A 21,727-nucleotide genomic window follows, 5' to 3' on the forward strand; every position below is an offset into this window, starting at 1 on the left:
GTTTTTTGGTATAACTTCTAGCGTTCTCGTTCTGACAGCTTGGCCTATTGTTAAACCATAGAGCCTGCCCGATAGAAAAGATCCCTGCCTATAAAAATAGACTAGTGATCCGGGTTAAACGCCACGCGAGGAAGATGTCATGCACATATTGCTGACCGGCGGTACTGGTTTGATAGGGCGTCAGCTCTGCCGACACTGGCTGGAGCAAGGCCATCGCCTGACGGTGTGGAGTCGCCGCGCGGAAAAGGTCGCGCAGATCTGCGGCCCGCAAGTGCGCGGGATTGCGCGTCTGGAGGACCTCGGCGAAGAGCCGCTGGATGCGATCGTCAATCTCGCCGGCGCGCCGATTGCCGATCGCCCCTGGACCCATCGACGCAAGGCGTTGCTGTGGAGCAGTCGCATCACGCTGACGGAAACGCTGCTCGCGTGGCTGGAAACTCGCGCGCAGAAACCGTCGTTGCTGATTTCCGGCTCGGCGATCGGCTGGTATGGCGATGGTGGCGAGCGCGAATTGACGGAGGAGTCGCCGCCCGGCATCGACGACTTCGCCAGTCAGTTGTGCATCGCCTGGGAAGAAACCGCGCTGCGCGCCGAGAATCTCGGCATCCGCGTGCTGCTGGTGCGAACCGGTCTGGTGCTGTCGGCCGAGGGCGGCTTTTTGTCGCGGCTGTTGCTGCCGTTCAAGCTCGGGCTCGGCGGGCCTTTGGGCAATGGTCGGCAGTGGATGCCGTGGATTCACATCGACGATCAAATCGCCCTGATTGATTTTCTTCTGCACCGGAATCAGGCCAGCGGTCCTTATAATGCCTGCGCGCCGAAACCTGTGCGCAACCGCGAATTTGCCAAGACCCTGGGCAGCGTATTGCACCGCCCGGTGTTCATGCCGATGCCGACCCTGGCGCTGAAAGTCATGCTCGGCGAGCTGTCACTGCTGTTGCTCGGCGGCCAGCGCGCGACGCCGGCACGCTTGCTGGAAGCCGGATTCAGCTTCCGCTTTACGGATTTACGCGCGGCCCTGGATGATCTCTCCAGCCGCCTCTGAAATAGGACGTTGCATGACCGATCACGCTTTGCTTCTGGTCAACCTGGGCTCTCCGGCCTCCACCTCGGTGGCCGACGTGCGCAGCTACCTCAATCAATTTCTGATGGACCCCTACGTGATCGACCTGCCATGGCCGCTGCGGCGGCTGCTGGTGTCGCTGATCCTGATCAAGCGTCCCGAGCAATCGGCCCATGCCTATGCTTCGATCTGGTGGGAGGAGGGCTCGCCGCTGGTGGTGCTCAGCCGCCGCTTGCAGGAGCAGATGACTCGAACGTGGAAACACGGCCCGGTGGATCTGGCGATGCGTTATGGCGAGCCGTCGATCGAAACCTGTCTGCTGCGTCTGGTGAAGGCCGGGCACAAGAAAATCACGCTGGCGCCGCTGTATCCGCAGTTCGCCGACAGCACCACGACCACGGTGATCGAAGAGGCCCGGCGCGTGCTGCGCGAGAAGAAACTCGACGTGCAGTTGTCAATCCTGCAACCGTTCTACGATCAGCCGGAATACATCGAGGCACTGGCCGCCAGCGCGCGCCCGCATCTGCAGCAGGACTACGATCATCTGCTGCTGAGCTTTCACGGCTTGCCGGAGCGGCATCTGACCAAACTCGATCCGACGGGCAAGCACTGCCTCAAGGGCGCCGATTGCTGCCAGACCGCCTCGCCGGCGGTATTGGCGACCTGTTATCGCGCGCAGTGTTTCCGCACCGCCGCTGCCTTCGCCAAAAGCATGGGCCTGGCCGACGGCAAATGGTCGGTGTCGTTTCAGTCGCGCCTGGGCCGGGCGAAATGGATCGAGCCGTACACCGAAGCGCGGCTGGATGAACTGGCCAAAAGCGGGGTGAAAAAGATTCTGGTGATGTGCCCGGCGTTCGTCGCTGACTGCATCGAGACACTGGAAGAGATCGGCGATCGCGGCAAGGAGCAGTTCCGCGAAGCGGGGGGCGAGGAGTTGGTGCTGGTGCCGTGCCTGAACGACGACCCGCAATGGGCCAAGGCCTTGGCCACCCTCTGCGAAAGAGCGCCGCTGGCCCTTTAAAAGCCAAGAGCTTCGCGAGCAGGCTCGCTCCCACAGGTTGGAATGCATTTACCTTGTGGGAGCGAGCCTGTGGGAGCGAGCCTGCTCGCGAATGCTATCTGTCAGGCGATGAAGATCTGAAAGCCTTAGATCAGCGGCTCATCCGCTTTCTTGTTCTTCCAGCCATCATTGCCCGGCAGGATCAGATTCAGCGCAATCGCCACCACCGCGCACAGTGCGATGCCTTTGAGGCCGAAGTCGTCCGGGCCGGTACCGGTGCCGACCAGCACACCGCCAATGCCGAACACCAGCGTCACCGAGACGATCACCAGATTGCGCGCTTCGCCCAGGTCGATCTTGTGGCGGATCAGGGTGTTCATGCCCACCGCTGCGATCGAACCGAACAACAGGCACAGAATCCCGCCCATCACTGGCACCGGAATGCTTTGCAACAGCGCGCCGAACTTGCCGATGAACGCCAGGGTGATGGCGAAGATTGCCGCCCAGGTCATGATCTTCGGGTTGTAGTTCTTGGTCAGCATCACCGCGCCGGTGACTTCGGCGTAAGTGGTGTTGGGCGGGCCACCGAACAGGCCGGCGGCGGTGGTGGCGATGCCGTCACCGAGCAGGGTGCGATGCAGGCCCGGCTTCTTCAGGTAATCGCGACCGGTCACGCTACCCACGGCAATCACGCCGCCGATGTGCTCGATCGCCGGCGCCAGTGCCACCGGAACGATGAACAGAATCGCCTGCCAGTTGAATTCCGGCGCGGTGAAGTGCGGCAGGGCGAACCATGGCGCGGCAGCGATTTTCGCCGTGTCGACCACGCCGAAATAGAACGACATGGCAAATCCCACCAGCACCCCGGAAATGATCGGCACCAGACGGAAGATGCCCTTGCCGAACACCGCCACGATCAACGTGGTCAGCAGCGCCGGCATGGAAATCATCATTGCCGTCTGATAGTGGATCAGATCGGTGCCGTCGCCGGCCTTGCCCATCGCCATGTTCGCGGCAATCGGCGCCATGGCCAGGCCGATGGAAATGATCACCGGACCGATCACCACCGGTGGCAGCATACGGTCAATGAAACCGGTGCCTTTGATCTTCACGGCCAGGCCGAGGAAGGTGTAGACGAAACCGGCCGCCATCACTCCGCCCATGGTCGCGGCGAGTCCGAACTGGCCCTTGGCGAGAATGATCGGCGTGATGAAAGCGAAGCTCGACGCCAGGAACACCGGCACCTGACGCCCGGTGACGATCTGGAACAGGATCGTCCCCAGACCTGCGGTAAACAGTGCCACGTTCGGGTCCAGGCCCGTGATCAGTGGCATCAGCACCAAAGCGCCGAAAGCCACGAACAGCATCTGCGCGCCGGACAGCACCGTGCGCCAGAGCGGATCGTTGAACTCTTGCTGCATGGTTACGCGTCCTTCTGCTTGGTGCCGAAGATCTTGTCACCGGCGTCGCCAAGCCCAGGAATGATGTAGCCGTGCTCGTTCAAGCGCTCATCGATGGACGCGGTGTAGATGGTTACGTCCGGGTGCGCCTGTTCTACGGCGGCAATGCCTTCCGGCGCGGCGACCAGCACCATGGCGCGGATGTCACGGCAACCGGCCTTCTTCAGCAGGTCGATGGTGGCAACCATGGAGCTGCCGGTGGCGAGCATCGGGTCGATGATCATCGCCAGGCGTTCGTCGATTTCCGGTACCAGTTTTTCCAGATAGGTGTGCGCTTGCAGGGTTTCTTCGTTGCGGGCCACACCCACAGCGGAGACCTTGGCACCCGGAATCAGGCTGAGCACGCCTTCGAGCATGCCGATGCCGGCACGCAGGATCGGCACGACGGTGATCTTCTTGCCGGCGATCTTCTCCACCGACACGGTGCCGCACCAGCCGGCAATGTCGTAGGATTCGAGGGGCAGATCTTTGGTGGCTTCATAGGTCAACAGGGCGCCGACTTCCTGAGCGAGCTCGCGGAAATTCTTGGTGCTGATGTCAGCGCGGCGCATCAGGCCGAGTTTATGACGGATCAGCGGATGGCGGATCTCGAGGATGGGCATGGGAAAGGCTCCGGCGGCGGGCAAAAAAACCGGCCTAGATTAATCTATCCGAGGGTGATGTCCTATAGGACATTCTGTACGTTAGTCCATAAAGGCTTGATTCGACCGCGCTAGATGCGTACCTTTGCCCGCTTTTCGCGGTTATACCCCCCCGCCAACCACCCCCCGGAGAGCGCCATGTCCGCTGATCTCGAGCATATCCGTCAAATCATGCGAGAGGCTGACTGCCTGTACACCGAGTCTGAAGTCGAGGCGGCCATCGCTCGCGTCGGTGCACAAATCAACGAACAACTGGCTGACAGCAATCCGGTGGTGTTCTGCGTGATGAACGGCGGCCTGATCTTCTCCGGCAAACTGCTGACGCATCTGCAATTCCCGCTGGAAGCGTCCTACCTGCACGCGACCCGTTATCGCAACGAAACCAGCGGCGGCGATCTGTTCTGGAAAGCCAAGCCGGAAGTCTCGTTCATCGACCGCGACGTGCTGATCATCGACGACATCCTCGACGAAGGTCACACCCTTGGCGCGATCATCGACTTCTGCAAACACGCCGGCGCACGCAAAGTGCACACCGCCGTGCTGATCGACAAGGATCACGACCGCAAGGCACGCCCTGACCTGAAAGCCGATTTCGTCGGCCTGCCGTGCATCGATCGCTACATCTTCGGTTACGGCATGGACTACAAAGGTTACTGGCGCAATGCCAACGGGATTTACGCCGTTAAAGGCATGTAAGCAAGATCAAGAGATCGCAGCCTTCGGCAGCTCCTACATGGGATTGATGTACACCCTGTAGGAGCTGCGGAACGCTGCGATCTTTTGCTTTTAATCCCATGCTAGAGTGCCCGGCCCGCCCTCCGGAGTCCGTCATGCGCCTCTTGATCCGCAGTCTCGCCGCCTCGTTGCTGATTCTCAGCCTGCCACTGTCCGCCGCGCCGGTGCACAGCCAGTTCCTGCCGCCGGACGATCTGACCCTGCGCGACGCCGAGCCTGAGCAGCAGCAACTGCTGCAGGTCAGCGAGTATTCGGTGGTGGTCGGTGCGCAGCGTCAGTCCAATCAGCAGCCGATTCCGGTCACTTCATCTTTGTTGATCCGCCTCAAGGGCAAGTCGCTGAACAAAGGCGCGAGCATTTCTCAGGTGCTGGTGAGTTTCGACGGCGAAAGCAAGAGCCTGAAAAAACCAGCCTACGACGAAAAAAGCAAAACCCTGACGCTGTTCTATCCACTGGCGCAATACCGTGTGGTGATGGATCTGCTGCGCAATGACACGGTATATGTGCAGTTCCTCAGTTACGCCAACGGCCACATCTGGGCGGATTTGCACACCGGGGCGATTCGTCCGCGTTGAGCCGGGCGGTCGGGCAAGGGTAAACTGCCCGCCCCGTGTCATGTCTGCGAGCTGGAGTCGGCAATGCGTAAAGATAAGAAACAAGTGATTGGTGACGAGATCGGCGATGAGCAGATCAAGCTGTTCCTCGATTTTGAGCCGGTCGACGCCACTTCGCCGTCGCTGCACAAACTGATCAAGGCTTATCGTGGCCTGCGTATTGGTGATTTCGAGCGATTTCTGGGGTTCTTCGTTGCGGCCGGTTATGACCTTGATGGCAAGGACGAGCAGGGCAAGACTTTTGTTGATCACATCAAGGATCAGCGCAATGCCGCCGAGTACATCGAATTGATCGAGAAGGCTCGCGGCTAGGATCAAAAGCAAGATCAAAAGATCGCAGCGTTCCGCAGCTCCTACACGGGATTGATGTACACCTTGTAGGAGCTGCCGAAGGCTGCGATCTTTTGCTTCTGACAGGCCAAAAAAAACGCCCCGAATGGGGCGTTTTTTATGCAAGGAGATCAAGCAAAACTTGGCGTCTCGCTGCTTTCCTCAACCAGTTCCAGGGCGATGTTGTTCTGCGTATTGATCTTGCGATACAGCGCAGCATCGGTTTCCAGAACCTTTTCGCGGGCCGGGAAGATTTCTGCCAGTTTAGCGGCCCACTCGCCGGACGCCTTGCCCGGGAAGCACTTCTCGATCAGCTCGAGCATGATCGAAACGGTCACCGACGCGCCTGGCGATGCGCCAAGCAGGGCGGCGAGGGAGCCGTCTTTCGCCGCGACCAGTTCGGTACCGAACTGCAGAATGCCACCCTTTTTCGGGTCCTTCTTGATGATCTGCACCCGTTGACCGGCCACTTCCAGGCGCCAGTCTTCGGCTTTCGCCTGCGGATAGAAACGCCGCAGGGATTCCAGACGCTGCTCCATCGACTGCATCACTTCGCTGACCAGGTACTTGGTCAGGTCCATGTTGTTTTTTGCCACCGCCAGCATCGGCCCGATGTTGCCGGCGCGCACCGACATCGGCAGGTCCATGAAGGAGCCGTGCTTGAGGAATTTGGTGGTGAAACCGGCGTATGGCCCGAACAGCAGGGATTTCTTGCCGTCGACTACGCGGGTGTCGAGGTGCGGCACCGACATCGGTGGCGAACCCACGGCCGCCTGGCTGTAGACCTTGGCCTGGTGGTGCTTGACCACTTCCGGATTATCGCAACGCAGCCACTGGCCGCTGATCGGAAAGCCGCCGAAGCCTTTGCTTTCTTCGATGCCCGAAGCCTGCAGCAACGGCAGGGCTGCGCCACCGGCACCGAGAAAGACGAATTTGGCATCGACTTCGCGGGTGTTGCCGTTGTTGACGTCCTTGATGCTGACGGTCCAGCCGGCGCCGTTACGCTTGAGGCCAGTAACGCGCTTGCAGTATTTGACCTGGGTGTCCGGGGCGCTGCTCAGGTGCTTGAGCAACTGATTGGTCAGGGCGCCGAAGTTGACGTCAGTGCCGTTCATCACGCGGGTGGCGGCGAGGACTTCGTCTGGCGAGCGGCCCGGCATCATCAGCGGCATCCACTCGGCCATTTTGCCTTTGTCTTCGGTGTACTCCATGTCGGCAAACGCGTGGTGTTTGCTCAGGACATTGAAGCGTTCCTTGAGGAACGACACACCGCTCTCGCCCTGAACGAAACTCAGGTGCGGCACCGGGCTGATGAAGGATTTGCACGAGCCGAACGTGCCTTTTTTGGTCAGGTACGACCAGAACTGCTTCGACACCTCGAACTGGGTGTTGATGTGCACGGCTTTCTTGATGTCGACGCTGCCGTCGGCGGCCTGCGGTGTGTAGTTCAGCTCGCACAGGCCGGCGTGGCCGGTACCGGCGTTGTTCCACGGATTGGAACTCTCGGCAGCACCGGAATCCATCAGCTCGACGACTTCCAGCTTGATCGCGGGGTCGAGCTCTTTGAGCAGTACGGCCAGGGTGGCACTCATGATGCCGGCCCCTACCAGAACTACATCGACTGCTTCGTTATGCGCCATTTAACGCGTCTCCCAAATCTGCAGCACCAAATTGTCGGCATGGCTGCCAGGCGTTCCAGGGCAGGTCAGTGGGCCCGGGCGATCCGTGGTCAGGTTGGCCATGTCCGAATCTTCGCAATTTTTCGCAACTTCGACGGATGCGTGCGGCCTGGTTTCAAGCGTTCCATGAACGCATTTTCGCCCAGGGCTGGCAATTCGACTTATGGTCGAGACATCCGTTTTCGTGCAACCAAATCCGTAGCGGACAGGCTTCAGGCTCCGGTATTCGAGGTATACCCGGTCCTGTGTCGTTGGGCTGTTTCAGACGCTAATGGTGCATGTTCAGACGCAAAACTATTCATTTGCTCGCCACACTCTTGTGAAGTTGTGAAAACCCGTTTTTTTCACGCTCTTTTGAAGACGTGAACCTCAAAAAGGGCTGCCTTGGCCTGGCACCTGCCCGCAAGGGCAAAACAACGCGGTGGCCGAGCGAATGACAGCTCTGCAGATTCGCGAAAAGCGGGGTTTTGCCGGAAGAACAGGCAAGCGCGCCAACTTCACTCGATCTGTGTGGGCGGCTCTCTGTGGGCGATTTTGATGTCGATGCATGCGCATTGACGCTGTTGCGGGGCCCGATCAGGAGACGTCCTTATAATCGGGGGGAGATTGTAGCGAAGAAATGCGCGCAGTTGCTCGTGTTTAATGACTTTTATTAGGCATCCGGTCAGATGCTCAACTGCACCTGACCCCGTGCGCGCATTTGTCGCGGTACGACCCGAGCGCTGGCAGGCAGCGGCTGGTTCAACCAGGTCAGGCGGATTTCGTCGATTTCCACCCAACCGTCACCCATCGGCTGCAGGCTGCACTGCTTGAAGGCCTGGCAGTGACCGTTGCGGTCGAGCAGGGCAAAGCTGCGATGCAGCGGGCGCGGGGCGAACAGCGAGATCAGATAACGCATGGCAGAGTTCCTTGAAGGAGGACTGCTGTGAAGCTTGCCGGTGGGCCGTGACGTCGCGGTGTATGGACAGTGAAGAATGTGTGACAGGAACCGCTTTCGGCGCGGTTTGTCAGACATTTCAGTATTCACTGTGCGACGCTGGTTACGCGCAGTGGCCCACCGCTATACTGCCGGCCTGTTTGTGCCTGATTCTGGAGAGAAGAGCATGTTGCAACGCCTGTTGTTCGGTTTGATCACTGTCGCCGGTTTGACCCTGGCCGGCTGCGCCCACAGCCCGCAACAACTGAATCCGGAGCCGAAGCTGACCACGCAACTGCCAGCGGTCGGTCGCGGCCAGCCTGTCATCGTGCGTGTGGTCGATGGTCGTCCGTCGCCAACCCTCGGCACCCGTGGCGGTCTGTACCCGGAAACCAGCGCCATCACCGTACAGCGCGAGCAGATCCTGCCGAAACTGCAGGCCCAGGCCGAAGCGGCGGTACGTCTGCTTGGCTTCACCCCGACTACCAGCGCCCCCAACGCGCCGCAGCTGACCGTGACCCTGGCCGAGCTGAAATACCAGTCGCCGAAAGAAGGCATGTACGTGACCGAAGCCACCATCGGCGCGACCTTCCGCTCCGACGTGCAGAACGCCAACCGCCGCTACAGCGGCCGCTACGGTGCGTCGCTGGACCAGCGCTTCGGCATGGCGCCGAATCAGGAAACCAATACCAAACTGGTCAGCGATGTATTGAGCGATGCGTTGACCCGTCTGTTCAAGGATCCGACGGTGGGTCAGGTGCTCGCTGAGTAATTTTCGGCGGATGCGAAAAAGCCCGGGATCAGCGATGAGCCCGGGCTTTTTTGTGGGATCTGAAATCTTACCCCCTCACCCCAGCCCTCTCCCCCAAGGGGGCGAGGGGGAAAGGGAGCCGATTTGCGTTGTTCTTGAGATCTACATTCATCTCGGGCTTTCAGGTCGATGAACCTCGACCAAACACCACGGTCAGTCCCCTCTCCCTCCGGGAGAGGGTTAGGGTGAGGGTGCTTTTGCTTTTAGGCAGCCTGGGAATAAAAGTCGAGAACGCTGACACCCGTCAGCAAGTCAGTCTCAGGCAAATCCGCATGCTGATGCCCGCCCAGCGCGCAATACACCAGCCAGTGCCGGTCCTGAACATTGAAGGCGAGGCTGCCCACCAGACTTTGCTGGTCGTCGTATGGGGTGATGAGGTACAGGCGATCCTGGTTTTCCGCGTGCAGCATGTCGCATTCCATTCGGGTTTCGAGGCGCGCAGGGTGAAGCATCCACGTGACGATGCCATGACACAGGACAGCCATCGGTCGATTGTCAGGTTATTTGTCGCAAAGGCTGGGGCAGAGCCTTGGGGTTTGGGTAGAATCCGCGCCGCGGTCGTCGGTCTGGCGTCTGCCACACCGGTTAAGTTCGAGGTCTGTGATGTCGCTGCACTTGATGACGCTGTTTACCGCCCATCCCGCCAAGTTGATCAATCTACTGGCCTTGCTGCTGGCCTTTCCGGGCAGTTGGCTGCTGCACGCGACCCGCCGCCGTGAGCAACGCGCCCAGGCGAGTCTCGCCGCCCAGCGCCAGGCGCAGCCGAATGCCGAGCCGATGCTCGATTGGGCAACGTTGCGTATGAACCGGTTCTTCTATCGTTTTGGTTTTGCCTGCCTGGGGCTTGCGTTGCTGGTGTCCTGGATCAGCACGCGCTTCTGAAAGCAAAAGATCGCAGCCTTCGGCGGCTCCTACACGAATCCGATGTAGGAGCTGCCAAAGGCTGCGATCTTTTGATCTTGCTCTGAAAAACTACAGCGGCAACCCAGCCTTGACCCGATACTGATTGCGCACCGGCGTCGCGTATTGCAGCACCAGATACGGGCGATGCTCAGCGGGGCAGGCGTCCAGTCGGCTCTGCCATTCATCCTGCGCCTTGGCCAATTCGTCAGCCGGGAACACCTCGGCTGCCTTCGGCACGTTCAGTTGCGGATCGGCATCCGCCCACTGCGCGTACGCCAGGTAATGCACCGGGAACAACCGGTAACCGCCGAGAATCTGCTTGTCCATCTCGATCGCCAATTGCTTGGTGTCTTCGAAGACCTCGGTGATCGGCGCGGCAAAGTTCACATGCACCCGGCCCTTGTAGCCAGTGATGCCTTTGGCAATGCTCACGTCATCCTCGCCCGGCGCCTTCGCGTAGGTGCCGGTGGTGGCGCGGATGTACAGTTCGCGGGCCTTGGCTTGGTCGCACGGATCGTACTCATAGCTGATCGACACCGGGGTGAGGTTCAACGAACGGATCACTTCGCCGAACGGCTCGTCCTTGCGGCTCATGTGGAACATCTTGAGGATCGCCGACTCGGTGCGGTCGTCGCCGTCCTTCGCCCGACCTTCAGCCTGCGCAATCCAGATCGACGCGCAATCGTTGCGGATCGAGTGGTTGATGTACGCCGACAGGAGTTGATACGCAGCCATTTTCTCGCGACGGCCGGTGATCGAACGGTGGACGATGAAGCTCTTGTTCAAACGCATCAGGTCGCTGACAAACGGCTTCTGCAGCAGGTTGTCGCCAATCGCGATGCGCGGCGTCGGCAGGCCGGCGTGGTACACCGCGTAGTTGACGAATGCCGGGTCCATGACGATATCCCGGTGGTTGGCGATGAACAGGTAGGCGCTGCCGGACTTGAACTGCTCGACACCGGTATACGTCACGCCATCGGTGGCGCGCTCGATGGTGTGGTCGACGTAGAACTCGACTTTGTCCTGTAAGGTAGCCACGGAATTCACGTCGGCAAACTCACGACGCAGCCGATGGGCTATAAGAGGTTTGAGCATCCAGCCGAAGGCACCGGCAAAACGCGGGAAGCGGAAGTGGGTGAGGATATCTAGAAACGCCTTGTCGCCGAGCAGCCTTGCCAGTACCGCAGGTACTTCGCTGTCGTCGTAAGGTCGGATGGCATCGAATTCGCCCATCATGCTCTCTTGTTGGAAACGGCTAGGGTAAGTAAAGGGTTTGATCGAAAACCCGCGGGGCACGGTCTGAAAAGTAGTCAGACAAAAATAGCCCTGCAAATAGACCGGCGATTATACGCACAAGTCACTTGGGAGACCGCGATGCTGGAAGCCGCTGAGTATGAATGTCCGTATTGTGGGGAAGTGGTTGAAACATCCGTGGACCTGTCCGGTGGCGATCAGACTTACATTGAGGACTGTCAGGTGTGCTGCCGGCCGATCACCTTTGTTCTGCAGGTGCACGGTGAGGACTGGTTTCTCGAAGTCTTCAGCGAAAACGAGTGAGGCCCGCGTATGCAGCGCATCTACGAACCGGCGAACCTGATGGAAGGCGAGATGCTCAAGGGCATGCTCGCCAATGAAGGAATCGAGGCGCACCTGATCGGCCGCGACCTGGTGGGCGGCACCGGCGAGCTACCAATCTTCGGCCTGCTCGGGTTGTCGGTGGACAACGATCAGGCCGAATACGCCCGCGAGCTGATCAATGCGTACAATGCCGCGCTGCCGCTGCCCGGCGACGAACCGGAGAGCTTCCCCGGGACGCTGGTCTGTTAGGCTGACGTTCGTTTGATCAAGAGTCGTGTTGCCCCATGTGTGGACGTTATGCCCTGTTTCGCTGGAACCGCGACTTCGCGGCCCTGCCAGGTTTTCCCGCCGATCAGCAGGCGCAGTGGAACATTTCCCCCAATGATTCGGTGTTGATGCTGCGTGCCGACGAAGACGGCCAGCGCACCTTGGCCCGTGCGCGCTGGGGCCTGACGCCGCCGTGGCTGACCGATCTCTCGAAGACCCCGGCCCATGCCCGCGCCGAAACCGTCGCAGAGCAGCCGATGTTTCGCGAGGCGCTGCGTCTGCGCCGCTGCCTGCTGCCCGCCAACGGCTTTTACGAATGGCGCGGCACCCAGCGCAAGCGCCCGTATTGGCTGACGCCGGGGGAGGGCTCGTCGTTGTTTTTCGCCGCGATCTGGGAAGCGTATCCGGTGCAGGAGCAGGTCTGGCTGAGCACGGCGCTGATCACTCAGTCGGCGGCGAGTCAGCGGCGGCCGTTGATTCTTGATGAAACCGGGCAAGCTGCCTGGCTGGATCCTGAAACGCCGCTGCATGTGTTGCAGGGGTTGCTCGCCAGTGAACCGACGGCGCTGCGTGAGCGGGTGTTGGCGAATCTGGTGAATGATCCGAAGCTCAACGGGCCGGAGTGTTTGACCCCGGCTTGATGAGTTGTCTGTGCCGACGTATTCGCGAGCAGGCTCGCTCCCACAAGGGAATGCAATCCAACTGTGGGAGCGAGCCTGCTCGCGAAGAGGATCTAAAGATCAAACCTTGAACTGATTGATCAATCGCCGCTGCTGTTCCGCCAGTTTGGTCAACCCGGCGCTCGCCGAGCTCGACTCATCCGCACCGCCGGCCACTTCATTCGCCACCTGACCGATATTGATCACGTTGCGGTTGATGTCATCGGCAACCGCGCTCTGCTCCTCAGCGGCGCTGGCGATCTGCGTGTTCATGTCGTTGATCACCGACACCGCCTGAGTGATCGTCTCCAAGGCCTCGGCGGCTTTTGCCGCGTGCTGAACGCTTTCGTCGGTGCGGTTCTGACTGTCTTCCATAACCCGCACCACATCGCGGGTGCCTTGTTGCAGTTGCTGGATCATCGTCTGAATTTCTTCAGTGGCTTTCTGGGTTTTCTGCGCCAGATTGCGCACTTCGTCGGCGACCACCGCAAAACCGCGGCCCTGCTCGCCGGCCCGCGCGGCCTCGATCGCCGCGTTCAAAGCCAGCAGATTGGTCTGCTCGGCGATCCCGCGAATGGCGGTGAGGATGGCGTTGATGTTTTCGCTGTCCTTGGCCAGCGTCTGCACCACGTCGACAGCCTTGCCGATTTCCACCGCCAGTACGCCGATCGAATTCGAGGTGTCGCGGACGATCTGCATGCCCTGGCTGGCGGCTTGATCGGCGTGGCTTGCCGCTTGTGCCGCCTGGGTGGCGTTGCGCGCGACGTCCTGGGCGGTGGCGGTCATTTCCTGCACGGCGGTCGCCACCTGATCGATTTCGGCCATTTGCTTCTGCACGCCGATGTTGGTGCGGATGGCAATGTCGGCGGTGTGTTCCGAGGAATCGCTGACGCTCTGCACCGAGGTCACCACTTGCGTAATCATCGCCTGCAACTTGGCGAGGAAGGTGTTGAAGCCCTTGGCAATCGAGCCCAGTTCGTCGCTGCGGTCACTGCTCAAACGCCGGGTCAGGTCACCTTCGCCCTGGGCGATGTCATCGAGCATGGCGACCATTTGCTTGAGTGGCCGCGCAATGCCGTGCCCCACCAGCCAGATCACCAGCAGGCCGATGCCAGCAATGATCAGGCCGACCATGGCCATGCCGAATGTGTCGGATTTGCGCTGGGCATCGAGGTCGGCCTGCAGGGTTTGCAGGTCGGCCATCACCGCATTCAGCGGCAATTGCAGCATCAGCGTCCAGCGCGCGTCGGTCTGGCCGATGCCGAACGGCAGGTACAGCTCGATGCGGCCCTTGGCCTGATTGACCGAGTAGGTCACCTCGTCGCGCTTCAGATTGGCGAGGTTGCTGGTTTGTTCGGCGTCGAGAATGTCGCTGACTTTTTCGCCGAATTTGCTCGAATCCTTGGTGTAGGCAACGATCCGGCCATTCCCGCCGACCAACGCCATTTCCCCTGCACCGCTGTAAAGCTTCTGGTTGGCTGCGAGGAGCATGTCCTGAATGAAATTCACCGAGAGGTCGGCGCCGACGATGCCCTGGAAAGCACCGTTGACCATGATCGGCTCAATGAACGAGGCGAGCATGACGATCTTGTCGCCGACCTTGTACGGTGCCGGGTCGATCACGCAGGGTTTCTTCGTCTCTTTCGAGCAGAGGTAGTACTCGCTGGCGCGCACGCCGGTGGACAGGGTTTTCTGATCGTCGACATCGGCCAGTTTGTCCACGCCCAGGCTGCCGTCGGTATTGCGGAACCACCACGGCAGGAAGCGCCCGTTGGCCGGATCGATGCCGACCACGGCGCTGCCGACGTAGGCCGCGTCATTGTGGTCCAGTGCGTTTTTCTCCCAGCCGATGTAGGTGCCGAGAATCTTCGGATTCTTTTCGACGTTTTCCTTGATCAGGCTGATCAACTGCTCGCGGCTGACGCTCAGGCGCGGCTGGCCATCGGCACCGGTTGTGCCGAGCAGAGCGTTGACCCGTACCAGGCCGCCGGCGATCAGCAGCGGCGCTTCGAGTTCACGCTGGATCTGGCTGACCTGAGTCTGCGCCAGCGAGCTCAGGCGCTGTTCGATCACTTGTTCGAACTGCGCCTGGGTGCGCTGTTGCACCATTTCTTGAGTGCGGGCGCCGGAGAACAGCGCGTACAGCACCAGCGCCGCGACCACGCTGAGGACGATGGCGCCGGCCAGGGCGGCGACGGAAAACTGGATCGACTTGAACTTCATGGGAGCTCCGCACGCAAGAGGACTGTCTGCGAGGGATTTATCGGCGGCACGCGCGGGGCCATGAGAGACGTTGGTCGGAATCGCCGCGCGATGTCGCTGATGGATCGGTGCGCGGCGGATTCAATGCGCGTTGAGGAATTTCCAGCCAGTCTTGCGGCCATAGGTGAATGGCCGCGCAATGCGTCCGTTGTATCTGGCGCCAATACGATTAGCCGCCTAGGATACGCCTCAGGTTTTCAGGGAGCTTTTGAATGAACAAGACATTGGTTACAAGTGCACTGAGCGCAGCGCTGTTGCTGGCCGGTTGTCAGTCGGTCAACACCACCAGCGGCGGTGCCGTGGGCGTGGAGCGCAAGCAGTACATGTTCAGCATGCTGTCCTCGCAAGAGGTCGACCAGATGTACGCGCAGTCGTATCAGAAGACCGTCGGCGAGGCGTCGAGCAAAGGTGTGCTGGACAAGACCAGCCCGGAAGCCAAGCGCGTGCAGACCATCGCCAATCGCTTGATCGCCCAGGCGCCGACCTTCCGCCCGGACGCGGCGCAGTGGCAATGGGAAGTCAATCTGATCAAGAGCGATGAGCTCAACGCCAACTGCGGTCCTGGCGGCAAGATCATTTTCTACACCGGGCTGATCGACAGCCTGAAACTCACCGACGACGAAATTGCTGCAGTCATGGGCCATGAAATCGCCCACGCCCTGCGCGAGCACGGTCGTGAGGCGATGTCCAAGGCTTATGGCATGGAAATGGCCAAGCAGGGCGCCGGAGCTTTGTTCGGTCTGGGTCAGGACAGCCTGGCGCTGGCCGACACCGTGGCCAACTACGGCATGACCCTGCCCAACAGCCGCGCCAACGAAAACGAAGCCGACCTGATCGGCCTGGAACTGGCCGCCCGCGCCGGTTACAACCCGAACGCGGCGATCACCCTGTGGGACAAGATGAGCAAGGCCTCGGAAGGCTCGCCTCCAGAGTTCATGAGCACTCACCCGGCCTCGACCAGCCGGATTGCCGCGTTGCAGGCTGCGATTCCGAAGGTGATGCCACTGTACGAAAAAGCCCCGAAATCCTGATGATCCGTCAGCGCGACTGAGGCCCCTTCGTCGGAACGCCGCCCGGAGCAGGCTCGCTCCCACAATTGAAATGCAATCCAATGTGGGAGCGAGCCTGCTCGCGAAGAACGATGACGCGGTTTAGCGGGCGCTCCGGTTAAACCCAACCACTGCTCTGCATCGCTTTATAAACCGCAACAATCGCCAGAATCATGAACGCCGAAGCCGCGAGGCGGCGAATGAGGGTCAAGGGCAGTTTGTCCGCGGCGAAATTACCCGCCAGTACCACCGGCACGTTGGCAATCAACATGCCCACGGTGGTGCCGATAATCACCAGCCACAGTTCCGGATATTGCGCGGCGAGCATCACCGTAGCGATCTGGGTCTTGTCGCCGATTTCGGCGAGGAAGAACGCAATCAGCGTGGTCAGGAATGGCCCGAACTTGCGCGCGGTGCTGGCTTCATCGTCATCCATCTTGTCCGGGACCAGAGTCCACAGCGCTGTGGCGGCGAAGCTGGCGGCGAGGATCCAGTGCAGCACGGCGTCGGAGAAGAAACTGCCGAACCAGGCACCTACCGCACCGGCTGCTGCGTGGTTGGCCAGCGTCGCGGCGACAATCCCGGCAATAATCGGCCAGGGTTTGCGAAAGCGAGCGGCGAGAATCAGCGCGAGCAGTTGCGTCTTGTCGCCGATTTCGGCCAAGGCAACGATTGCGGTGGGAACGAGTAACGAGTCCAGCATCAGGGATTTCCTAAGGGGCGGGTCGACACGGCTATGACACGTACAGCCTTCCCGCCCCGGGTAAGGTGTGCGTGTCATAGGTCTTGTCAAACCCTGCGATCCGTCTGCTGCGGACGCTTGGGTCGCATACGCCATGATCTGAGGATCAAGTATGTTGACGTATGCCGGACGAGCTAGGCGCTCGTGGGAGACTACTCCCCTAGGACGGAGCGGATTCTGCCTAGGCAAATCCGATTGGGCAAGAACAAATTTTCAACCGCGCTTGGCCCGGTAAATCCGGAAACCATTGCCTTCAGCCTTGATCGCGCAAATGCCCAAGTGCTCCTCGATCAGCGGTTGATACTTGAGGAAACTGTTGGCCACGAGGCGAAGTTCGCCACCGTTTTTCAGATGTTTGGCCGCTTTTCGCAGCAGATTCTCGGTGGCGAAATAATCGGTGTGCACGCCGACATGGAACGGCGGATTGCTCAGAATTGCGCTCAAACCCATCGGTGCGGCGTCGATGCCATCGCCGGTCAGCACTTCGCCTTCCAGGCCATTGGCGGCCAGGGTCAGACGGCTGCTGGCGGCGGCGAACGCGTCGACATCGAGCAAGGTCACCTGATTGTGCGGATAGCGACGTTTCACCGCAGCCCCCAGCACACCCGCGCCGCAACCGAAGTCGAGCAGATGGCCGCTCGGCAGTTTGTCCAGATGCTCCAGGAGCAGGGCGCTGCCGCGATCGAGTCGACCGTGGCTGAACACCCCCGGCAGGCTGATGACTTTCAGCGGGCCCTCGGTCAGAGGCAGTTCGTACGTCTGCGCGAGGCTTTCCAGCGTTTTCGCCTCTGGCGCATTGGCCACGGTGACTTGCCAGAGCTGGCAGTGGCGGGCGCTGTCGAGTTTGCGCGGCTTGCCGAACGGGTTGAGCTGTTTGGAGGCGCCTTCGATGCCGCTGCGTTTTTCCCCGACCAGAAACACCTCGCGCCCGGCCAGACGCGACGCCACGGCGTTGAGGATGTAATCGGTCAGGTCCTTGGACTTGGGCAGAAACACCACGGCACTGTCGAATTCGCGCTCCGGAGCGTTCACGCCAAAATGGCTGCGGCCTTCAAAGCGGGCGTCCAGCGCAGCTTGATCGCCGGCATGCCAGCACCAGCCGAATGCGTTGGGCAGACGCCCGAACAAATCGTCGGCAGGCAGGCCCGCCAACAGCAGCGAACCCTGGAATAACTCGGCCTGACGAAGCAGTACTTCACTGCGCGGATCCATAACTGCTCCTTGAAAAAAAGTGCCGCAGTTTATCAACTGACGACCCGCAGCGCCTCACCGCTGAAGAACGCTTCGGCGTTTTCGCTCAGCTGGCCGACGATACGCTGGCGTGCCTCGCGACTGCCCCAGGCGTTGTGCGGGGTGACGATCAGGCGCGGAATATCGCCGGCAAGCAGCGGATTGCCTTGGGTCGGGGGTTCGACACTCAACACATCGGTCGCCGCGCCGCCGAGGTGACCGCTGCGCAAAGCGTCGGCCAGCGCCTGCTCATCGATCAGGCCGCCCCGGGCGGTATTGACCACAAATGCGCCGGGCTTCATCGAGGCCAGCTCGCGGGCGCCGATGAAATGCCGGGTGTGCTCGTTGAGCGGGCAGTGCAGGGTCAGGGCGTCGATCTGCGGTAGCAGTTCATTCAGCGGCAAACGATCCGGCCGCGCCGGGCGCCCGGGAATTTGCCCGAGCAACACGCGCATGCCGAATGCTTCGGCGAGTCGCGCAACGGCACCACCGAGTTCGCCATGCCCGAGCAGGCCGAGGGTTTTGCCTTGCAGTTCGACGATCGGGTAGTCGAGCAGGCAGAACTGTTTCGCCTGCTGCCAGCGGCCTGCGCCCACAGCTTTCTGATAGTCGGCCAGGCGCGTGGCAAGGTTGAGCAACAGCATGATCGTGTGTTGTGCCACCGACGGCGTGCCATAAGCCTGGCAATTGCACACAGTGATGCCGTGAGCGCGAGCGGCGGTGAGGTCGACGTTGTTGGTGCCGGTGGCGCTGATCAGGATCAGCTTCAGTTGCGGATTGGCAGCCATCGCCGCCGCATCGATCACGACTTTGTTGGTGATCGCCACGCTGGCACCGTGCAGGCGTTCGCTGACCTGCTCCGGCAACGTCTGGGCGAACAGCTGTAGATCACTGAAGCATTCACGCAACGGACCGAGGTCCAGATCGCCAAGATCCAGCGAAGGGTGATCAAGGAATACCGCGCGGTGCGTGTTCGTCATCAACTGTACCTTTTGTGCTGTGAGCGGAGGGCGTACTCTGCCGAGCCTACCAGATGAAACAATTGGTTACTTGACGCCGAATTGCCTCGGACACTTGTGGGAGCGAGCCTGCTCGCGAAAGCCTTGTCACATTCAACAGCTTTGTTGACTGACCCACCGCATTCGCGAGCAAGCTCGCTCCCACAGGGAAAGCATTCGGCAATGAGCCCAGTTTGAACAATCGAATTCTGAGGAGCCCCCATGTACTGGACCGAGTTCTTGACCGTTGCGCTGATCCATCTGCTCGCCGTCGCCAGCCCCGGCCCGGACTTTGCCGTGGTCGTGCGCGAGAGCGTGACCCACGGCCGCCGCGCCGGCACCTGGACCGCGCTGGGCGTGGGCTCGGCGATATTCCTGCATGTCGGCTATTCGTTGCTCGGCATCGGTCTGATCGTGTCGCAATCGATCGTGCTGTTCAACGCGCTGAAGTGGGCGGCGGCGGCTTACTTGCTGTACATCGGCTTCAAGGCCTTGCGCGCGCAACCGGCGAAAACCATCACCGATGACCTGCACAAGGAAGCCGGGGTGCGCACCGCGCGTGGTGCGTTCACCTCGGGGTTCGTCACTAACGGCCTTAACCCGAAAGCCACGCTGTTTTTTCTCTCGCTGTTCACCGTGGTGATCAACCCGCACACGCCGCTGGCCGTGCAGGCCGGTTACGGGGTGTACCTGTCGGTGGCGACGGCGATCTGGTTCTGCCTGGTGGCGATGTTGTTCAGCCAGCAGCGCGTGCGCGCCGGCTTCGCCCGCATGGGCCACTGGTTCGACCGCACCATGGGCGCCGTGCTGATCGCGCTCGGCGTGAAAATCGCGTTCACCGAGATGCACTGACCGGGCCGCATTGTTCTCGTGTAGGAGCTGACGAGTGCAACGAGGCTGCGATCTTTTGATCTTGTCTTTCTCAAGCAAAATCAAAAGATCGCAGCCTCGTTGCACTCGTCAGCTCCTACGGGAGCCTCGGATGCTGGCGCAAAGCTAGCATTTGTACGGTTCTGCAAATCATTCCTTTGGCTGATTTGACTGTCATGCAGGCGCACTAGAGTACCAATCTCTCCGCCAACACCGTGCAGTCAGAAAAGGGATTCTTATGTTGCAGACTCGGGTCATTCCGCCGGCCGATGGGGCCTACCAGTATCCATTGCTGATCAAACGGCTGCTGATGTCCGGCGCCCGTTACGAGAAAACCCGCGAAATCATCTACCGCGACCAGTTGCGCTACAGCTATCCGACCCTGATCGAGCGCGTTGCGCGGCTGGCCAACGTGCTCACGGCTGCTGGCGTGAAGGCCGGTGACACCGTGGCGGTGATGGACTGGGACAGCCATCGTTACCTGGAATGCATGTTCGCCATTCCGATGATCGGCGCGGTGATTCACACCATCAACGTGCGTCTGTCACCGGAGCAGATCCTCTACACGATGAATCACGCCGAGGACCGCTTCGTGCTGGTCAACAGCGAGTTCGTCGGGCTGTATCAGGCCATCGCGCCGCAACTGACCACGGTGGAGAAAACCCTGCTGCTGACCGATCTCCCGGAGAAAACCGCGGAGCTGCCCAACCTCGTCGGCGAATACGAGCAACTGCTGGCCGCCGCCAGCGCGCAATACGATTTCCAGGACTTCGACGAAAACTCGGTCGCCACCACGTTCTACACCACCGGTACTACCGGCAACCCGAAAGGCGTGTACTTCACCCATCGACAACTGGTGCTGCACACCATCGGCGTGGCGACGATCATGGGTTCGATCGACAGCGTGCGCCTGCTCGGCACCAACGATGTGTACATGCCGATCACGCCGATGTTCCACGTCCACGCCTGGGGATTGCCGTACGTGGCGACCATGCTCGGGCTCAAGCAGGTCTATCCGGGGCGCTACGATCCGGAATATCTGGTCGAGTTGTGGCGCAAGGAGAAGGTCACCTTTTCCCACTGCGTGCCGACCATTCTGCAAATGCTGCTCAACGCCAAAGCCGCGCAGGATGCCGACTTCGGCGGCTGGAAGATCGTCATCGGCGGCAGCGCGCTGAATCGCAGCCTGTATGAAAACGCTAAGGCGCGCGGCATTCAGCTGACGGCCGCGTACGGCATGTCGGAAACCGGGCCGCTGGTGTCCTGCGCGCACCTCAACGATGAATTGATGGCCGGGACTGAAGACGAGCGCACCACGTATCGGATCAAGGCCGGCGTTCCGGGGCCTCTCGTCGAAGCGGCGATTGTCGACGGCGAGGGCAACTTCCTCCCGGCCGACGGCGAAACCCAGGGCGAACTGGTACTGCGCGCGCCATGGCTGACCGAAGGCTACTTCAATGAGCCGAAGAAGGGCGCCGAACTCTGGGCCGGTGGCTGGTTGCACACCGGTGACGTCGCCACGCTCGACAGCATGGGCGTGATCGATATTCGCGACCGCATCAAGGACGTGATCAAGACCGGCGGCGAGTGGATCTCCTCCCTTGACCTCGAAGACCTCATCAGCCGGCATGCGGCGGTACGCGAAGTAGCAGTGGTGGGCATCGCCGATCCGCAGTGGGGCGAGCGCCCGTTTGCCTTGCTGGTGGTGCGCGAAGGGCAGGTGATCGGTGCACGGGAACTGAAGGAACACCTCAAGCCGTTCGTCGAGCTGGGACACTTGAGCAAGTGGGCGATCCCCAGTCAGATCGCCCTTGTTACCGAAATTCCCAAGACCAGCGTCGGCAAGCTCGACAAGAAGCGCATCCGCCTCGACATCACCGAGTGGCAGGCCAATAACAGCACCTTCCTTTCGACACTTTGAGT

General features: G+C 60.6%; 23 protein-coding genes and 1 riboswitch. Of the genes, 13 read left to right on the plus strand and 10 right to left on the minus strand.

What is annotated here, in order from left to right:
- Positions 1-139: 139 nt before the first annotated feature.
- Both AC0Z4S_RS24930 and hemH read left to right on the plus strand, forming a co-directional pair.
- Positions 140-1,042, plus strand: coding sequence for a TIGR01777 family oxidoreductase (locus tag AC0Z4S_RS24930; RefSeq protein ID WP_485624951.1), 903 nt, complete (start codon positions 140-142; stop codon positions 1,040-1,042).
- A gap of 13 nt (positions 1,043-1,055) precedes the next feature.
- Positions 1,056-2,081, plus strand: coding sequence for a ferrochelatase (gene hemH, locus AC0Z4S_RS24935; RefSeq protein ID WP_253495836.1), 1,026 nt, complete (start codon positions 1,056-1,058; stop codon positions 2,079-2,081).
- Between the two features lie 125 nt (positions 2,082-2,206).
- Here the strand turns inward: hemH and AC0Z4S_RS24940 are convergent, their stop codons facing one another.
- Together AC0Z4S_RS24940 and upp are read right to left on the minus strand one after the other, a co-directional pair.
- Positions 2,207-3,481: a uracil-xanthine permease family protein gene (locus AC0Z4S_RS24940; protein ID WP_485624952.1), complete on the minus strand. Its 1,275-nt coding sequence runs from the start codon at positions 3,479-3,481 to the stop codon at positions 2,207-2,209.
- A gap of 2 nt (positions 3,482-3,483) precedes the next feature.
- On the minus strand, positions 3,484-4,122 hold the full coding sequence (gene upp, locus AC0Z4S_RS24945) for a uracil phosphoribosyltransferase (protein ID WP_024014279.1): 639 nt from the start codon (positions 4,120-4,122) through the stop codon (positions 3,484-3,486).
- Between the two features lie 177 nt (positions 4,123-4,299).
- On the opposite strand from upp, the gene AC0Z4S_RS24950 reads away from it, so the two are divergent.
- The 3 genes from AC0Z4S_RS24950 (at position 4,300) to AC0Z4S_RS24960 (ending at position 5,822) form a co-directional block, all read left to right on the plus strand.
- Entirely contained in the window at positions 4,300-4,857 is a 558-nt protein-coding gene (locus tag AC0Z4S_RS24950) for a hypoxanthine-guanine phosphoribosyltransferase (RefSeq protein WP_016773231.1), read from the plus strand.
- A 134-nt stretch (positions 4,858-4,991) separates the two neighbouring features.
- A complete protein-coding gene (locus AC0Z4S_RS24955; protein WP_485624953.1) occupies positions 4,992-5,471 on the plus strand; it encodes a hypothetical protein in 480 nt (159 codons plus the stop codon).
- A gap of 63 nt (positions 5,472-5,534) precedes the next feature.
- Entirely contained in the window at positions 5,535-5,822 is a 288-nt protein-coding gene (locus AC0Z4S_RS24960; RefSeq protein WP_485624954.1) for a PA4642 family protein, read from the plus strand.
- A 149-nt stretch (positions 5,823-5,971) separates the two neighbouring features.
- On the opposite strand, the gene mqo is transcribed toward AC0Z4S_RS24960, so the two are convergent.
- Together mqo and AC0Z4S_RS24970 are read right to left on the minus strand one after the other, a co-directional pair.
- Complete coding sequence (gene mqo, locus AC0Z4S_RS24965; protein WP_064362137.1) at positions 5,972-7,480, minus strand: malate dehydrogenase (quinone); 1,509 nt, start codon at positions 7,478-7,480, stop codon at positions 5,972-5,974.
- Positions 7,481-8,183: 703 nt separating this feature from the next.
- Complete coding sequence (locus AC0Z4S_RS24970) at positions 8,184-8,417, minus strand: hypothetical protein (RefSeq protein WP_471880288.1); 234 nt, start codon at positions 8,415-8,417, stop codon at positions 8,184-8,186.
- Positions 8,418-8,622: 205 nt separating this feature from the next.
- Between AC0Z4S_RS24970 and AC0Z4S_RS24975 the strand changes: the two genes are divergently transcribed.
- The gene (locus AC0Z4S_RS24975; RefSeq protein WP_039761315.1) at positions 8,623-9,207 is read left to right on the plus strand and encodes a YajG family lipoprotein; all 585 of its coding nucleotides are present in this window, start codon (positions 8,623-8,625) and stop codon (positions 9,205-9,207) included.
- A gap of 242 nt (positions 9,208-9,449) precedes the next feature.
- Here the strand turns inward: AC0Z4S_RS24975 and AC0Z4S_RS24980 are convergent, their stop codons facing one another.
- Positions 9,450-9,656 (minus strand): hypothetical protein, encoded by a 207-nt coding sequence (locus tag AC0Z4S_RS24980; protein WP_016770662.1) that lies wholly within the window; start codon positions 9,654-9,656, stop codon positions 9,450-9,452.
- 193 nt (positions 9,657-9,849) lie between these two features.
- On the opposite strand from AC0Z4S_RS24980, the gene AC0Z4S_RS24985 reads away from it, so the two are divergent.
- A complete protein-coding gene (locus tag AC0Z4S_RS24985) occupies positions 9,850-10,128 on the plus strand; it encodes a hypothetical protein (RefSeq protein WP_064362140.1) in 279 nt (92 codons plus the stop codon).
- Positions 10,129-10,218: 90 nt separating this feature from the next.
- Here AC0Z4S_RS24985 and AC0Z4S_RS24990 read toward each other — a convergent pair whose 3' ends face one another.
- Positions 10,219-11,382 (minus strand): 1-acyl-sn-glycerol-3-phosphate acyltransferase, encoded by a 1,164-nt coding sequence (locus tag AC0Z4S_RS24990; protein ID WP_485624955.1) that lies wholly within the window; start codon positions 11,380-11,382, stop codon positions 10,219-10,221.
- A 141-nt stretch (positions 11,383-11,523) separates the two neighbouring features.
- Between AC0Z4S_RS24990 and AC0Z4S_RS24995 the strand changes: the two genes are divergently transcribed.
- The 3 genes from AC0Z4S_RS24995 to AC0Z4S_RS25005 are packed head-to-tail and all read left to right on the plus strand — an operon-like array spanning position 11,524 to position 12,635.
- Positions 11,524-11,706: a CPXCG motif-containing cysteine-rich protein gene (locus tag AC0Z4S_RS24995; protein WP_042609727.1), complete on the plus strand. Its 183-nt coding sequence runs from the start codon at positions 11,524-11,526 to the stop codon at positions 11,704-11,706.
- Positions 11,707-11,715: 9 nt separating this feature from the next.
- Complete coding sequence (locus tag AC0Z4S_RS25000; RefSeq protein ID WP_253495824.1) at positions 11,716-11,976, plus strand: putative signal transducing protein; 261 nt, start codon at positions 11,716-11,718, stop codon at positions 11,974-11,976.
- A 35-nt stretch (positions 11,977-12,011) separates the two neighbouring features.
- A complete protein-coding gene (locus AC0Z4S_RS25005; RefSeq protein WP_485624956.1) occupies positions 12,012-12,635 on the plus strand; it encodes an SOS response-associated peptidase in 624 nt (207 codons plus the stop codon).
- A gap of 99 nt (positions 12,636-12,734) precedes the next feature.
- On the opposite strand, the gene AC0Z4S_RS25010 is transcribed toward AC0Z4S_RS25005, so the two are convergent.
- Positions 12,735-14,876, minus strand: a complete 2,142-nt coding sequence (locus AC0Z4S_RS25010) for a methyl-accepting chemotaxis protein (RefSeq protein WP_485624957.1) — start codon at positions 14,874-14,876, stop codon at positions 12,735-12,737.
- A gap of 251 nt (positions 14,877-15,127) precedes the next feature.
- Here AC0Z4S_RS25010 and AC0Z4S_RS25015 point away from each other — a divergent pair, with 251 nt between their 5' ends.
- Positions 15,128-15,946, plus strand: coding sequence for a M48 family metallopeptidase (locus tag AC0Z4S_RS25015; protein WP_253495818.1), 819 nt, complete (start codon positions 15,128-15,130; stop codon positions 15,944-15,946).
- A 136-nt stretch (positions 15,947-16,082) separates the two neighbouring features.
- Here the strand turns inward: AC0Z4S_RS25015 and AC0Z4S_RS25020 are convergent, their stop codons facing one another.
- The 3 genes from AC0Z4S_RS25020 to AC0Z4S_RS25030 all read right to left on the minus strand — a co-directional run bounded on the left by AC0Z4S_RS25020 (position 16,083) and on the right by AC0Z4S_RS25030 (position 18,916).
- The gene (locus tag AC0Z4S_RS25020) at positions 16,083-16,667 is read right to left on the minus strand and encodes a TMEM165/GDT1 family protein (RefSeq protein ID WP_042609731.1); all 585 of its coding nucleotides are present in this window, start codon (positions 16,665-16,667) and stop codon (positions 16,083-16,085) included.
- Between the two features lie 88 nt (positions 16,668-16,755).
- A riboswitch (yybP-ykoY riboswitch) is annotated at positions 16,756-16,880 on the minus strand.
- A 39-nt stretch (positions 16,881-16,919) separates the two neighbouring features.
- Positions 16,920-17,918, minus strand: coding sequence for a methyltransferase (locus AC0Z4S_RS25025; RefSeq protein ID WP_485624958.1), 999 nt, complete (start codon positions 17,916-17,918; stop codon positions 16,920-16,922).
- 32 nt (positions 17,919-17,950) lie between these two features.
- Positions 17,951-18,916 (minus strand): 2-hydroxyacid dehydrogenase, encoded by a 966-nt coding sequence (locus AC0Z4S_RS25030; protein ID WP_485624959.1) that lies wholly within the window; start codon positions 18,914-18,916, stop codon positions 17,951-17,953.
- A 240-nt stretch (positions 18,917-19,156) separates the two neighbouring features.
- Between AC0Z4S_RS25030 and AC0Z4S_RS25035 the strand changes: the two genes are divergently transcribed.
- Both AC0Z4S_RS25035 and AC0Z4S_RS25040 read left to right on the plus strand, forming a co-directional pair.
- Positions 19,157-19,786, plus strand: coding sequence for a LysE family translocator (locus tag AC0Z4S_RS25035; RefSeq protein ID WP_485624960.1), 630 nt, complete (start codon positions 19,157-19,159; stop codon positions 19,784-19,786).
- 256 nt (positions 19,787-20,042) lie between these two features.
- On the plus strand, positions 20,043-21,725 hold the full coding sequence (locus AC0Z4S_RS25040; protein ID WP_485624961.1) for a fatty acid--CoA ligase: 1,683 nt from the start codon (positions 20,043-20,045) through the stop codon (positions 21,723-21,725).
- Positions 21,726-21,727 lie beyond the last annotated feature (2 nt).

The organism is Pseudomonas sp. 1L-B-1-E-C1 (genome assembly GCF_057291835.1).

Coding starts and splice junctions, on each gene's coding strand:
- AC0Z4S_RS24930 (WP_485624951.1), top strand. CDS start 140: ATGCACATATTGCTGACCGGCGGTACTGGTTTGATAGGGCGTCAGCTC.
- hemH (WP_253495836.1), top strand. CDS start 1,056: ATGACCGATCACGCTTTGCTTCTGGTCAACCTGGGCTCTCCGGCCTCC.
- AC0Z4S_RS24940 (WP_485624952.1), bottom strand. CDS start 3,481: ATGCAGCAAGAGTTCAACGATCCGCTCTGGCGCACGGTGCTGTCCGGC.
- upp (WP_024014279.1), bottom strand. CDS start 4,122: ATGCCCATCCTCGAGATCCGCCATCCGCTGATCCGTCATAAACTCGGC.
- AC0Z4S_RS24950 (WP_016773231.1), top strand. CDS start 4,300: ATGTCCGCTGATCTCGAGCATATCCGTCAAATCATGCGAGAGGCTGAC.
- AC0Z4S_RS24955 (WP_485624953.1), top strand. CDS start 4,992: ATGCGCCTCTTGATCCGCAGTCTCGCCGCCTCGTTGCTGATTCTCAGC.
- AC0Z4S_RS24960 (WP_485624954.1), top strand. CDS start 5,535: ATGCGTAAAGATAAGAAACAAGTGATTGGTGACGAGATCGGCGATGAG.
- mqo (WP_064362137.1), bottom strand. CDS start 7,480: ATGGCGCATAACGAAGCAGTCGATGTAGTTCTGGTAGGGGCCGGCATC.
- AC0Z4S_RS24970 (WP_471880288.1), bottom strand. CDS start 8,417: ATGCGTTATCTGATCTCGCTGTTCGCCCCGCGCCCGCTGCATCGCAGC.
- AC0Z4S_RS24975 (WP_039761315.1), top strand. CDS start 8,623: ATGTTGCAACGCCTGTTGTTCGGTTTGATCACTGTCGCCGGTTTGACC.
- AC0Z4S_RS24980 (WP_016770662.1), bottom strand. CDS start 9,656: ATGCTGCACGCGGAAAACCAGGATCGCCTGTACCTCATCACCCCATAC.
- AC0Z4S_RS24985 (WP_064362140.1), top strand. CDS start 9,850: ATGTCGCTGCACTTGATGACGCTGTTTACCGCCCATCCCGCCAAGTTG.
- AC0Z4S_RS24990 (WP_485624955.1), bottom strand. CDS start 11,382: ATGGGCGAATTCGATGCCATCCGACCTTACGACGACAGCGAAGTACCT.
- AC0Z4S_RS24995 (WP_042609727.1), top strand. CDS start 11,524: ATGCTGGAAGCCGCTGAGTATGAATGTCCGTATTGTGGGGAAGTGGTT.
- AC0Z4S_RS25000 (WP_253495824.1), top strand. CDS start 11,716: ATGCAGCGCATCTACGAACCGGCGAACCTGATGGAAGGCGAGATGCTC.
- AC0Z4S_RS25005 (WP_485624956.1), top strand. CDS start 12,012: ATGTGTGGACGTTATGCCCTGTTTCGCTGGAACCGCGACTTCGCGGCC.
- AC0Z4S_RS25010 (WP_485624957.1), bottom strand. CDS start 14,876: ATGAAGTTCAAGTCGATCCAGTTTTCCGTCGCCGCCCTGGCCGGCGCC.
- AC0Z4S_RS25015 (WP_253495818.1), top strand. CDS start 15,128: ATGAACAAGACATTGGTTACAAGTGCACTGAGCGCAGCGCTGTTGCTG.
- AC0Z4S_RS25020 (WP_042609731.1), bottom strand. CDS start 16,667: ATGCTGGACTCGTTACTCGTTCCCACCGCAATCGTTGCCTTGGCCGAA.
- AC0Z4S_RS25025 (WP_485624958.1), bottom strand. CDS start 17,918: ATGGATCCGCGCAGTGAAGTACTGCTTCGTCAGGCCGAGTTATTCCAG.
- AC0Z4S_RS25030 (WP_485624959.1), bottom strand. CDS start 18,916: ATGACGAACACGCACCGCGCGGTATTCCTTGATCACCCTTCGCTGGAT.
- AC0Z4S_RS25035 (WP_485624960.1), top strand. CDS start 19,157: ATGTACTGGACCGAGTTCTTGACCGTTGCGCTGATCCATCTGCTCGCC.
- AC0Z4S_RS25040 (WP_485624961.1), top strand. CDS start 20,043: ATGTTGCAGACTCGGGTCATTCCGCCGGCCGATGGGGCCTACCAGTAT.